The 12998-nt window shown below is 66.2% G+C and carries 10 protein-coding genes; 5 read left to right on the forward strand and 5 right to left on the reverse strand.

Going from position 1 to position 12998, the window contains the following annotated elements:
• Nucleotides 1-52: 52 nt before the first annotated feature.
• The 4 genes from FRF71_RS09775 (at nucleotide 53) to FRF71_RS15460 (ending at nucleotide 7974) form a co-directional block, all read left to right on the forward strand.
• On the forward strand, nucleotides 53-1327 hold the full coding sequence (locus FRF71_RS09775) for a sugar MFS transporter (protein WP_147090478.1): 1275 nt from the start codon (nucleotides 53-55) through the stop codon (nucleotides 1325-1327).
• 169 nt (nucleotides 1328-1496) lie between these two features.
• A complete protein-coding gene (locus tag FRF71_RS09780; protein WP_420359377.1) occupies nucleotides 1497-3602 on the forward strand; it encodes an autotransporter assembly complex protein TamA in 2106 nt (701 codons plus the stop codon).
• Nucleotides 3602-7807: a translocation/assembly module TamB domain-containing protein gene (locus FRF71_RS09785; protein ID WP_147090480.1), complete on the forward strand. Its 4206-nt coding sequence runs from the start codon at nucleotides 3602-3604 to the stop codon at nucleotides 7805-7807. Before FRF71_RS09780 ends, FRF71_RS09785 begins: the two co-directional genes overlap by 1 nt.
• Nucleotides 7807-7974 (forward strand): hypothetical protein, encoded by a 168-nt coding sequence (locus tag FRF71_RS15460; protein ID WP_161597936.1) that lies wholly within the window; start codon nucleotides 7807-7809, stop codon nucleotides 7972-7974. Before FRF71_RS09785 ends, FRF71_RS15460 begins: the two co-directional genes overlap by 1 nt.
• Nucleotides 7975-8119: 145 nt before the next feature.
• Here FRF71_RS15460 and FRF71_RS09790 read toward each other — a convergent pair whose 3' ends face one another.
• Nucleotides 8120-8920 (reverse strand): NUDIX hydrolase, encoded by an 801-nt coding sequence (locus tag FRF71_RS09790; RefSeq protein ID WP_192900001.1) that lies wholly within the window; start codon nucleotides 8918-8920, stop codon nucleotides 8120-8122.
• A 403-nt stretch (nucleotides 8921-9323) separates the two neighbouring features.
• On the opposite strand from FRF71_RS09790, the gene FRF71_RS09795 reads away from it, so the two are divergent.
• Nucleotides 9324-11528, forward strand: a complete 2205-nt coding sequence (locus FRF71_RS09795; protein ID WP_147090481.1) for a putative bifunctional diguanylate cyclase/phosphodiesterase — start codon at nucleotides 9324-9326, stop codon at nucleotides 11526-11528.
• Nucleotides 11529-11532: 4 nt separating this feature from the next.
• Here the strand turns inward: FRF71_RS09795 and grxD are convergent, their stop codons facing one another.
• Genes grxD through FRF71_RS09815 form a run of 4 tightly spaced genes read right to left on the reverse strand, consistent with a single transcriptional unit; the run spans nucleotide 11533 to nucleotide 12981 of the window.
• Nucleotides 11533-11862 (reverse strand): Grx4 family monothiol glutaredoxin, encoded by a 330-nt coding sequence (grxD, locus tag FRF71_RS09800; protein WP_147090482.1) that lies wholly within the window; start codon nucleotides 11860-11862, stop codon nucleotides 11533-11535.
• Between the two features lie 20 nt (nucleotides 11863-11882).
• Nucleotides 11883-12116: a BolA/IbaG family iron-sulfur metabolism protein gene (locus FRF71_RS09805; protein ID WP_147090483.1), complete on the reverse strand. Its 234-nt coding sequence runs from the start codon at nucleotides 12114-12116 to the stop codon at nucleotides 11883-11885.
• Nucleotides 12117-12126: 10 nt separating this feature from the next.
• Nucleotides 12127-12444 carry a DUF1476 domain-containing protein gene (locus FRF71_RS09810; RefSeq protein ID WP_147090484.1) on the reverse strand — a complete coding sequence of 106 codons (318 nt, stop codon included), beginning with the start codon at nucleotides 12442-12444 and terminating at the stop codon, nucleotides 12127-12129.
• 33 nt (nucleotides 12445-12477) lie between these two features.
• On the reverse strand, nucleotides 12478-12981 hold the full coding sequence (locus FRF71_RS09815; protein WP_147090485.1) for a cytochrome c: 504 nt from the start codon (nucleotides 12979-12981) through the stop codon (nucleotides 12478-12480).
• Between the last annotated feature and the right edge of the window lie 17 nt (nucleotides 12982-12998).

Consider the following 12998-nt stretch of genomic DNA (forward strand, 5'->3'; position numbering starts at 1 on the left):
AAGTCCGTCCGGACTGCTAGCATGGGGCCAAACATTCTTGGGGAGGATTGCGATGGCGATTGCCACCGACGCTGCGGGTACGCAGGGCCAGGCCGACTATATCGATGCACCGCAGCTGCAGCTGTTCGTGATGGGCCTGTTCTTCATCTTCGGCGGGATCACCTCGCTCAACGACGTGATCATCCCGAAGCTGAAGGAGCTGTTCACGCTCAACTACACCCAGGCGATGCTGGTGCAGTTCTGCTTCTTCACCGCCTATGCCGTGATCGGCATCCCCGGCGCGCGGCTGATCAAGAGGATCGGCTACATGCGCGGCGCCGTGGCCGGCCTTGTCACGATGATGGCGGGGTGCCTGCTGTTCATCCCGGCCAGCCAGACCGCGACATATGCGCTGTTTCTCCTGGCGCTGTTCGTGCTGGCAAGCGGCGTGGTGATCGTCCAGGTCGTTGCCAATCCGCTGATTTCGCTGCTCGGCAAGCCCGAGACGGTCCACAGCCGGCTGACCTTTGCCCAGGCGTTCAATTCGGTCGGCACGACTGTCTTTCCCTATTTTGGCTCGATCCTGATCCTCGGCAGCCTGGCGACGGTCACGGCCGACCAGCTCTCGGGCGTGGAGCTTGATGCCTATCGGACCGCTGAGAGCCAGGCGATCGTCCACGGCTACCTCGGTATTGCCGCTGCTCTTGCGGTGGTGGCCGGCGCGGTCTGGCTGTTCCGCAATGCGCTGAAGGGTGAGAAGCACGAGGAAAGCTCAGGCCTTGCCGGGCTCGACCTGCTGAAGCGCAAGCGCTTCGGCTTCGGGGCGCTGTGCATCTTCCTCTATGTCGGGGCCGAAGTGTCGATTGGCTCGCTGATCGTCAATTACCTGATGCAGAGCCATGTGATGGGGCTGCAGGAACAGGCTGCGGGCAAGCTGATCGGCCTCTATTGGGGCGGGGCGATGGTTGGCCGGTTCGTCGGCTCAGCCGTGCTGCGCGTCATCAGCCCGGGCAAGGTACTGGCTGCCGTTGCGGTCGGCGCAATCGTCCTGCTTGCCTTCTCGACCCACACCACCGGTACGACCTCGGGCTACAGCCTGCTGGCGATCGGTCTGATGAATGCGATCATGTTCCCGACGATCTTCACGCTGGCCTGCGAAAAGCTGGGCCCGCGCGCGGCAGACGGCTCGGGCATCATCAACGTCGCGATCTTCGGCGGGGCAGTGATCCCGCTGCTGACCGGCATGATCGCCGATGCCACCGGCAGTCTGGCGCTGGCCTTCATCCTGCCGGCCGCTTGCTATGCCGTGATCGCCAGTTTCGGCTGGTACGCCAGAAAGCCGGCCTGACGCGGCGCCGGCACAGGGCGGCCATTCTCACCCGATGGTCGCCTCGCCAGCCCAATTGCGGGTGACAGGAACGGAACAGCCTCCAGCGTTGTTATCCCGCCTGGCTTTTGCCGGTGGTGAGGGGGTGTTATGCGGCGCCCGGCCACGTTAAGGGTGACGGATGCGCAGGGTGACGGGCAGGCAAGGCAGGGTGGTCCGCGCAGTCGTTGCGCTTGCTCTGGCCGGTCTCGCCACGGCACCCGCCCTGGCGCAAGATCAACAGCCGCCGGATGATGAGCCGATCATTACTGATCAGGAGTTCGAAAAGGCGGTTCCGCCGGTCAGCGCCGAAGATGATCCCGAACTTGGCCGCAAGCTTGAATCGATCGAAGAGTTCGAGCGTAAGGTCAGCAAGCCGGTAACCGAAGCGCCGCTTGCACCCGCTCCCGCCACGGCGATCGAGGATGTGGAACTGGCCGCGCCCTTGCCGCCGCTCGAAACTTTTCGGGCCGAACCAGTGGTCTTTGCCGGCGAGGCGACAGCACCCGACGATGCGGAAGTTGCCTACAGGGTTGAAGTGAACGGCCTGGCCGAAGCAGACCTTGCCAGCGACACCGACCTGCTCGGCGATTTCCAACGGCTTTCGCAGCTGCGCCGCAAGGGCAATGCGCGGAACACCACACAGATTTCCAGCCGCGCCGGCGAGGACGTGTTGCTGCTGAAGAAGCTCCTGGCTGCCGGTGGCTGGTTCGATGCGCAGGTCCGGCCGCGGATCGACCGGCCGGATGACAAGGGCCCGCTGGTGGTCGCTTTGGACGTGACGCCGGGTAAGCGTTTTGCCTTCTCGAGCATCACGGTAGAAGCGGAACCAACCCTGCCGCCGGACCTGATCCGCAGCAATCTCGATCTCGCGGTGGCAGAACCGGTGATCACGGAAAAGGTGCTGGCGGCCGAAGCCAAAGTGGCGCTGGCGCTGCCCGAGAACGGCTATCCCTTCGCCGAACTGGGCCAGCGCGATGTCTTGCTCGATCAGGACACCGGTGCGGCCGCCTATACCTTGCCCGTAACGGTCGGTCCGCGCGGGACTTATGGCGCGATCCGCAGCGAGGGGAAGGAAGCCTTTGGCGCCGATCATGTCCGCACGCTCGCCCGGTTCAAGCAAGGCCAGCTTTACGATAGCCGGATGGTCGATGACCTGCGCCAGGCGCTGATCGCCACAGGCCTGTTCCGTGCCATCGCGGTCGAGCCGACCCGCACCGGCCAGCCGGGCCCTGACGGCACCGAGCAGGTTGACCTGGTCGTCAAACAGGAAGCCGGCCCACCCCGCGTGATCGCCGCGACCGCCGGCTTTGGTACGGGCGAGGGCTTCCGGGTCGAAGGAAGCTGGACTCACCGCAACCTGTTCAAGCCCGAAGGGGCGCTGATCGTCAGCGGGCTAGCCGGCACGCAGGAACAGGGGGCAGGGGTAACCTTCCGCCGTTCCAACGCCGGACGCCGCGACCGGACGTTTGAGCTGGCCAGCGAACTGCACCATGCCGCGACCGAGGCCTATTCAGCTTATACCGGCCGGCTGGCGGCACGGGTCAGCTATGACTCGACGCCAATCTGGCAGAAGCGGCTGACCTATGCCTATGGTGTGCAGCTGATCGGCACCAACGAAAGCGCCTTCGATCCCCGGCGCGCGGTGCGGGAACGGCGCACCTATGGCATCGCCGGGCTGACTGGCCAGGTCGGCTGGGACATGACCGATAGCCTGCTCGATCCCACCAAAGGCTTCCGCCTGACCGCGCTGGTCGAGCCCGAGGGCGCGCTGCGGAGCGGGTTCACGCCCTATGCGCGGATCCGGCTGGACGGGTCGGGCTATTACCAGGTGGCGGATAACATCGTGGTGGCAGGCCGGGTTCGCGTCGCCTCGATCCAGGGGGCGGAGCTGGACCAGATCGCGCCATCGCGGCGGCTCTATGCCGGGGGCGGCGGCTCGGTCCGGGGCTTTGGCTACCAGCAGCTGGGCCCGCGCGATATCAACAATGACCCGACCGGTGGGCGCAGCCTGAACGAGGCCGCCCTGGAAGTGCGCTATCGCTTCGGCGACTATGGCGTCGCCGGGTTTGTCGATATCGGGCAGGCCTATACCAAGGCCCTGCCCGATTTCTCGGATCTCCGGGTCGGAGTAGGCATCGGGGCGCGGATCTATACCAACTTCGGGCCGATGCGGCTGGATGTGGCGACCCCGCTGCGGCGGCGGCCCGGTGAAAGCAAGATCAACGTCTATGTCTCGATCGGGCAGGCGTTCTGATGGACGAAGCCGTGCCCCCGGATGAGGAAGCCGCGCCGCCGCACCGCCGGCCCATCGGCCGCTGGATCGCCTGGGCGCTGCTGGGGCTGGTCGTGCTGATCGGCCTGCTAGTGGCGGGGCTCAACACCGGTCCGGGGCGCGGCCTTGTGGCGCGGCAGCTTTCGGGCATGACCTTCGCCAATGGCTTGCGGATCGAGGTCGGGCGAATCGAGGGTTCGCTCTATGGCGAGACCCGGCTGATCGATCTCGTCGCCTATGACAGCAAGGGCCCCTTCCTGCGCGCACCGCGGGTGGAACTGGACTGGCAGCCCTTTGCTTACCTGTTGAACCATGTCGATATCCGTTCGGCGACGGCACCGACAGTGCTGTTGCAGCGCGTTCCGGCATTCAAGGTGATCAACCCGGATGCGCCGCTCTTGCCCGACCTCGATATCGACATTGGCCGCTTGCAGATCGACCGGCTGATATCCGAACCCGCCGTTTCGGGCGAGCGGCGCGATCTGCGGCTGTCCGGCGCGGCCAGGATCGCCGATCGGCGGGCGCAAATCACCGCCCAGGCGCTGACCCTGGCGGCGCCCGGCGGGCAGGCGGGGGATCGAATCGATCTGGTGCTCGATGCCGTGCCAGAAAAGAACCGGCTCGCACTGAAGCTGGCGGTGGATGCACCGAAGGGCGGGGCAATCGCGGCACTGGCCCGGATCGAGGGACCGTTGTCGCTCAGGCTGGATGGCAAGGGTGACTGGGCCAGGTGGGATGGCAGTCTGGCAGCAGCCTATGCCGGCAAGGAAACTGCGCGCCTGCAACTGGCGGCGAGGCAAGGGACGCTTTCGGCCAATGGACCGGCGGAGCTGGGGCGGCTGCTTGGCGGAGTGCCGGGGGTGCTGCTTGATGCCACGACGCAACTGGACCTGACCGCCAAGCTCGATCGGCGCCGCGCGGCACTCAGCGGGACGCTGCGCTCTGACCAGCTCTCGATCGTGCCGAGCGGGGTGGTTGATCTGGGGGATAACCAATTCGATGCGCTCAAGCTGGAAGTGCTGCTGCTGCGCCCGGCTGCACTGGCGCCGAACCTGTCTGGCCGCGCACTGCGGGCCGACCTGACCCTCGATGGCGCATTTGCGCGGCCCGAGGTGCAGTACCGGCTGACTGCTGCAGCATTGGCAATGAATGACGTGGTCTTTGAGGGGCTCGACGCGAGCGGTAAAGCACAAGTCCGGTCCGATCAGGTGATGATCCCTGTTTCGGCAAGGATCGCGCGGATTGTCGGGATGGACGGTGTGGCCGGCGGCACACTGGCCAACGTCCGGATCGAAGGCGACCTGGCGCTGGATGGCACCCGCCTGCTGTCGGACAATCTGAAGCTCCGCTCTGACCGGATCGATGCCAAGGCAATCGTCCTCGCCGACATCGGGCGGGGCTTCTACACCGGCGCCTTTGAGGGGCGGATCAACAATTACAGGGTCGATAGCGTCGGCACCTTTGCGGTCACCACCACGGCCGATCTCAAGCGGGTGGGCGGCGGCTTTGCGCTGACCGGCACGGTCCGGGCGCGCTCGATCAGCCTGGTCAACCCGGCGGTGCAGGAATTCCTGGGCGGTCAGGCAGCGGGATCAAGCCAGATTACCTATGGCCCGGACGGGGTGGTGCGGTTCAGCCGGCTGCGGGTCGCTGCGCCGCTGCTCCAGGTCTCCGAGGGACAGGGCAGCTACGTCCCCGGCGGAGCGCTGACGTTGCGGGCGCAGGGCCGCTCGACCCGTTACGGGCCGTTGGCGCTGGAGCTGACCGGAACGCTGCTCCGGCCGCGAGCCGTATTGCTGGCCGGAAGTCCCGGCATGGGCATCGGCCTGGCCAATGTCCGCGCAGAGATTGTCGGCAATGACGGTGCCTTCCGTTTCAACGCGAAGGGGGACACCGACCTTGGCCCGCTCAGTGCCGATGTCAGCCTGATCCGCGGCGGGCGGACGGCTTTCCAGATCAACCGCGGTGACCTGGCCGGGATCGGCTTTGCCGGACGGATCGAGCAGACCGCCACCGGGCCCTATGCCGGCCTCCTGACAGCGGAAGGCCAGGGTCTTACCGGCACGGTCCAGCTTGGCGCGGTCGGCCGCTTCCAGGAAGCGGTGATCAAGGCGCGGGCCCAGGATACCGTCCTGCCGGGTCCGGCGCGGCTTTCGATCGGGCGCGGGATCGTCGATGCGCGGGTGGTGCTTTATGACCGGCCAGAGGTGACGGCCGATGTGCAAGTCGCACAGATGCGGCTGCGCAACCTCGACCTCGCGGCTGCTCGCGGCCAGATCACCTATCGCGGCGGCCGCGGTCAGGCGAAGTTCCTGGCCGAAGGGGTCAGCGGCGTGCCGTTCCGCGTCGCCGGCAATGCCCTGCTCGAGCCGGAGCTGTGGCGCGCCTCGCTGCAAGGGCGGGTGCGCGGGATCGCCTTCAGCACGGCCAGCCCGGCCCGGATCGTGCCGGGGGCAAACGGCTATGAACTGCTGCCAACGCGGTTCGAATTTGGCCAGGGTTCGGTCCGCCTCGCCGGCAGATACGGCACGGGCCTGCGCGTCGAGAGCCGGATGGACCGGCTCGATGTCGGCATCATCAACGCTTTCTTCCCTGGCTATGGCATTGGCGGCAAGGCGACCGGCAGCCTCGATTTCGAACAGGCTTCGCCGGGCGCTTTCCCGCAGGCCGAGGCACGGCTGACCATCACGGGCTTTTCCCGCAGCACCGCCGCTTCGGTCAGCCAACCAGTCGACATGAACCTGGCCGGCGAGCTCAACGCAACCCGCGCCGATCTGCGCGCAGTGATGCGCGAGCGGGGCACGATCATCGGCCGGATGAACGCCGCGCTGACCCCGGCTGGCGCGGGCACCTGGTCCGAACGGCTGGGCGGCGGCAGCCTTAGCGGGGGGATCCGTTACAATGGCCCGGCCGATACGCTGTGGTCCTTCGTCGGCCAGCCCGACCAAAGCCTGTCCGGCCCGATCGCGGTCGGGGCGGACTTTTCCGGCCGCCTGCGCAATCCACAGCTGGCGGGGGTCGTGCGCGGCGATAGCCTGACCTATGACAATCAGACCTATGGCACCCGGCTGACCAACCTTGCGATCGCCGGGCGCCTGAACGGGGACCGGATCGAGTTTACCAGACTTGATGCCAAGGCCGGAAATGGCCGCATCAGCGGGCAGGGCTATCTCAGCCTCGCTGCGGAGAGCGGCTATCCGATGGACCTGTCCTTCGATCTCGATAACGCGCGGTTGGCGCGCAGCGACGCGCTGTCGACGGCGGCGACCGGGCAATTGCGGCTACGCAAGAGCGCAGGGGAGACAGCTCTGCTGTCGGGCAAGCTCTACCTGCCCGAGACACGCTACGAACTGGTCCGGCAGGGCGCCGCCGAAGTGCCCGAGCTGACCGGCGTCCGCTTCAAGCCGCCGCGCGGCATTCCGCGCGTGACCGGCAACGAACCCGCCCCGCCTACCGGAAGCCTGCTGCGCAGCCTGCGGTTCGACATCCAGCTCACCGCGCCGAACAAGCTGTTCGTCACCGGCATGGGCCTCGACAGCGAATGGAGCGCCGACCTGCGTGTGGGCGGGACCAGTGCGGCGCCGCTGGTGACTGGCGACATTGACCTGGTGCGCGGCAATATCGGCTTTGCCGGCCGGCAGTTTGACCTTGAGGAAGGGCGGCTGCTGTTCACTGGCGGGCCGCTTAGCAACCCGCAGGTCGTGCTGTCTGCCAGCGAGGACATCGACGATATTGCCGTTGCCATCAACGTCAGCGGCAAGGCGCTCAATCCGCAGATCAGCTTCAGCTCCAGCCCCGCCTTGCCGGCCGATGAAATCCTCAGCCGGATCCTGTTCGGCAATTCGGTTGGTCAGCTCTCGCCGCTCCAGGCCGTACAGCTGGCCGCCTCGCTCAACAGCTTGCGGGCGACCGGCAGCGGCGGGTTCAATCCGCTGGGCAAGCTACGCGCGGCGACTGGCGTATCCCGACTAAGGATCCTAGCACCCGACGAGGCGGCGGGGCGCGGCACCGCGATCGCGGCCGGACGCTATATCTCGAACAACATCTATCTTGAGGTCATCACCGATGCGCGCGGCTATACCGCGACGCAGATCGAAGTGGGGCTGAGCAAGACCCTGTCCGTGCTGAGCCAGGCGGGCGGCAGTGGTTCCACCAATCTCAATTTGCGGTACAAGAAGCGCTACTGATGCGTGCCATCCTGCTCCTCGCCTGCATGTCGCTTGTTGCCTGCCAGCGCGAGCCCAGCTTTGACGAGCGCTATGCCAAGACGCAGAAGACCTTGGAGCAGAAAGCGGCTGCGATTGATCGGCAGGCCGCTTCGCCCACACCAGCGCCAAACCCAAGCGGCGAGTAAAATCTGCCGCGGCGTGATCTGCATCACGCCCGTGCTGTGACGAAACCCTTAGAAGAGGCCTGCGACCCACCGGCGCGAGCCTTTCCGCCGGCAACTTTGCCCCCGTGCCACCCTCGGCGCGGGGGCTTTTTATTGCGGCGTTCGCTTAACCGCGCGCAGCGCTATCGAGCACTTCGCCGGTCACGGGATAGCCGGCATCGGCCGGGATCCGCAGCCACTTCTGCCCATCCTCTTCGGTCACGAAGGGCGTAATCATCTGGCTGGGGAACTGTTCGACATGGGCAACGGCCTCGTCAAAGCTGCCGAACTGGGCCAGCCGTTCCAGATTGCGGCGGGTCGGGAAGATCACGCTGATCCGTCCGGCATCGGCATGCTCCAGCGCCTCGGCCGCGCCGGTCCAGAACAGGCGGGTGTTCTCGGTGGCATCGACCAGCAGGTCGACCGCGCCGGTACCCAGGTCCGCCAGGTAAAAGCGGGTGTCATAGACCCGCATGTGGCGGTGCTTGGGCCGCCAGCGGGCAAAGGGCACCAGCCCATCAAGATCCAGTTCCCAGCCCATGGCCGCCAGAGTTGGGGCCAGGGTGCCTTCGGCCAGCAGGATCGCGCGCGCGCGCCGCGCTTCTTCCAGCGAGGGACGCTGACGGATGCCGACGACCAGGCCGGTCTCTTCCAGTGTCTCGCGCACGGCGGCGATCCGGGCGGCGATTTCGTGCACCGCTTCCTCGTCGCCGGCGCCCAGCGCCGCGGCCAGTTCGCGGTCGGCATCATCGACGCGGCCGCCGGGAAACACCGCCGCCCCGCCGGCAAATTTCATCGTTGCCGAACGTTCGACCATCAGGATCTGCGGCGCCCCGCCGGCAACATCGCGGCGGAAGATCACCAGAGTGGCAGCGGGGGTGGCGGGCGGGTCTTCCCCGCTCTCGTCATATTCAAGGTCCAGGCTCATCGCTGGCAAAGGTGCCTGCCCCTTGCCGCTTTGCCAAGCCGCTTTTGTATCAGGCCGGGTTTTGTCGGCAAACTTTACACAGCTTTGGGTCGTTAACCTTTCACTGACCATCGTCTGGCCAGGAAATCCGCCAATGGGCAAAACTGGCACGCTGGCTGCATAGTATCGAATACCCCCAAAGCAGTCTCAAATGAGGCGGGGCCGCACCGGTCTCCGCGGCCCCGCCTCCCTGAGAACAAGCACTCCCAAGCAGCGGCTACGCGATCGCACCTTGTGGTTTTGGGCATGGTAAACAAGCCCATAACCCTATCGTAAAACTTGTTTGACCTTTTGCGGCTACGCCTGCGCCGGTGCGTGGTCCGAACCCGGGCCGCGGCGCGTCTGGAGCCGGCCCTTGTCGCAAATGAACGCCGATTACGAGGCGAAGCCACGATCCTGGCTGTTCGGCCCGATGGCCGGGCTGGCGGCGGGTGCGCTCGGTCTGCTGGTGCTGCTCTCGGTGTTCCTGATCCAACGCTTCGATCGCGCCGCGACCGAACGTGAAGAACACATGGTCGAGAACGGTCTTGCCGTGGTCATTGCCGAGCTCAACCGGGTGGTTGCCACCCAGGTCGAATGGGATGGCGCGGTTGCCAACCTCGACAACCGGTTCGATCCCAACTGGGCCGATTTCAACATCGGGAACTACCTTCACGTCTTCCATGGCTTCAGTCACGCTTATGTGCTGGGTCCGGATGATCGCGTTGTCTATGCTTCAACCCACGGCGAGCGGGCCGCGTTGACGGATTACATCCCGTTCCGCGCTGCGGCTGAGAGCCTGCTGCCCGAAGTGCGGGCCCAGGAACGCGCCCGCCCCAAACCTGGCAAGCGACCGGGCAAGAACAATATCGTCATCCCTTCGATCCAGGCCAACCGGATCGCGCTGATCGGAGGGCAGCCCTACATGGTATCGGCAACGCTGGTCCAACCCGATTTCGGCGAGCATCTGCCCAAGCAGGCGCGCGCGCCGATCGTGATCGCGGCCAAGCCGATCGATCACGCGATGCTAAAGGCGTTTGCCGATCGCTACCTGCTGGAAGATCTGGTGGTACGCTCGCCCGAGGCCGTGGCGTCCGCCGATGGCCAGCTGCTGCTGGCGAACCGCGCCGGCATACCGATTGCTGCCCTGACCTGGACCCCGCGGCGGCCCGGTACCATGCTGCTGGTGCAGCTTGCCGCGCCGCTGTTCCTGCTGCTGGCGCTGCTGGCGGCGCTGGCGTGGCGCGTGATCCAGCGTGGCTCGGCGATTGCCACGGACCTGATCGCCAGCGAAGCCCGCGCCAAGCATGCCGCGTTCCATGACAGCCTGACCCGGCTGCCCAACCGTGCCTACCTGTTCGAGCGGCTTGGCCAGTCGCTCCGCCGGGTCGAGGGCCCCGAGACCGCCCTGGCGGTCCTCTGCGTTGACCTCGACCGGTTCAAGGAAGTCAACGATACGCTGGGCCACAATGCTGGCGATGCACTGCTGGAAGCCATGGCCGAACGGCTTCGCCAGGCTTGCAGCGAGGCGACCTGCGTGGCCCGATTGGGCGGCGATGAATTCGTTGTCCTGCTCGAAACCAGCGACGAGGCCGCCGCACTGGTGCTGGGACGCCGGATCATCCGGGCGGTGTCCGAACGGGTGGTCAGCGAATATGGCAAGATCGAGGTCGCCTGTTCGATCGGCCTGGCCTTTATCGAAGAGCCAGGGGTCGAGCCGAGCGAGGCCCTGCGCTGGGCCGATGTGGCGCTCTATCGCTCAAAGGAAAGCGGCGGTCGCCGGGTGAGCCGCTTCAGCCCCGACATGGACCAAGCGCTGCGTCATCGTCTTCAGTTGGAAGTCGAACTGCGCGAGGCGATTGGCACGGATCAGTTCGGCATGGTCTATCAGCCGCACTTTGACCGCCGCCGCAACCTCAAGGGCTATGAGGCGCTGCTGCGCTGGAACCACCCGACGCGCGGTGCCATTTCGCCCAGCGTCTTTGTGCCGCTCGCTGAAGACAGCGGGCTGATCCTGGCGCTGGGTGAACAGGTGCTGCGGCAGGTCTTCGAGGAGACCCGGGATTGGCGCGGGGTGACCGTGGCGGTCAACGTTTCGGCGGTCCAGCTGCGCGCCCGCGGGTTTGCCGCCCAGGTCATGCGGATCATGGCTGCTGCCGGGGCCAATCCGCGCGGCTACGAGATCGAAGTGACCGAGACCGCGCTGCTCGGCGATGACCAGGAAACCGTCAACAACATCGATGCGCTCAAGCGGATGGGATTTGCCATCGCGCTCGACGATTTCGGCACCGGCTTTTCCAGCCTCAACGTGCTGCAGCGCTTCTCGGTCGACAAGATCAAGATCGATTGCTCGTTCGTCGCCGCGCTTGGGGCCGGGCGCGGTTCGGAGGCGCTGATCGAGGCGATCGTCAATCTGGCGCGCGGGCTTGATATGGTTGTGGTGGCGGAAGGGGTGGAAACCGAGGCGCAGTGGGATCACCTGGTCAAGGCGGGCTGCCGCCAATTCCAGGGGCACTTGCTGGGCCGGCCGCAACCGGTCAGCACGATCAACCGCGCCCTGCCAGACCAGCGCCGGGCCAGCGCCGCCTGATTGGTCAGGCCGCCGGGGCGATCCCGGCGTCGGCCACCAGCTGCTGCAGTTCGCCAGCTTCGTACATTTCCATCATGATGTCGCTGCCGCCAACGAATTCGCCCTTCACGTAAAGCTGCGGGATCGTCGGCCAGTCCGAAAAGGCCTTGATGCCCTGGCGGATTTCCATGTCCTGCAGCACGTCGACGCCCTCGAACGGGACGCCGAGGCGTTCCAGGATCGCCACGGCGCGGCTCGAAAAGCCGCACTGCGGGAACAGCGGCGTGCCCTTCATGAACAGCACGACATCGTTGGAATTGACGATTTCAGCGAGGCGGGCATTGGTATCGGACATGGTGTAAGCTCCTCGTTCCCTCAGTTGGGAACGGCAGTGGTCAGTTGCAAGGCGTGAAGTTCGCCGCCCATGCGGCCACCGAAAGCGGCATAGACCAGCTTGTGCTGGGCGACGCGCGGCTTGCCAATGAACGCGGCCGAGACGACGTGGGCCGCCCAGTGATCGTTGTCACCGGCCAGGTCCGTCAGCGTGATCTGCGCATCGGGCAGGGCGGCGCGGATGATCGCCTCGATCTCTGCAGCAGGCATCGGCATGGGCCGCGCCTCAACCCATCAGCGCGCGGCGGGCTTCGACCATCTTGGCGTCGAGCGCGGCGCGGATATCGCCTTCCGACACGTCGACGCCAGCGCTGGTCAGATCGCCCAGCAGCTTGCGGATCACGTCTTCGTCGCCGGCTTCCTCGAAGTCGGCCTGGACCACGGCCTTGGCATAGGCTTCGGCTTCAACGGCAGAGAGGCCCATCTGCTCAGCCGCCCACTGGCCAAGCAGGCGGTTGCGCCGCGCGGTCACGCGGAACTGGGTGTCCTCGTCCATCGCAAACTTGGCCTCTTCGGCGCGCTCGCGGTCGTTGAAATTGGTCATGTCGGCTCCTGTCGGTTCGGTCTGGCGCCCCGCTCAGCCGGCTTTGGCGGCGGGCGGAGGTGCCTGGAAAGTGTCGTGGCAGCCCTTGCACGCTGCTTGGGTGCTGGCAAGGGCGGCGGTGAAGGCCTCTTTGTCATCGGCCTTGGCGGCAGCGGCCAAGGCCGCAGTTGCATCAGCGAAATCCTTGGCCTTGGCGGCGAAGCCGGCCTGGTCGGTCCAGATCTCGGCCTTGGCGCGGCTCGGCACCTTGGCCGTGCTGGGGGCGAACATCGCGGGCAGGGTAGCGCCCCACTTGGCGACGCCGCTGGCGACAAAGGCCAGGTTCTTGACCGGCGTGCCATTGGCCGCGGCCGACCGCATCGCGCTGGTCGCGCCGACCGACATGACCATGGCGGCCTGGCGCGCGGCGACGATGTCCTCGGCCGTCGGTGCGGAGACTGCTGCCGGCTTGGTCTGCTTGGCGGGCTTGGACTCAGCCTGGACGGCAAAGGCCGTGGTGGCCAGCGCGGCAAGGGCAATGATCCGGGCAGTCTTCATGATCCGTCTCCCAATCC

Origin of the sequence: Novosphingobium ginsenosidimutans (assembly GCF_007954425.1) — a bacterium.
In the GTDB taxonomy this organism is placed as follows: domain Bacteria; phylum Pseudomonadota; class Alphaproteobacteria; order Sphingomonadales; family Sphingomonadaceae; genus Novosphingobium; species Novosphingobium ginsenosidimutans.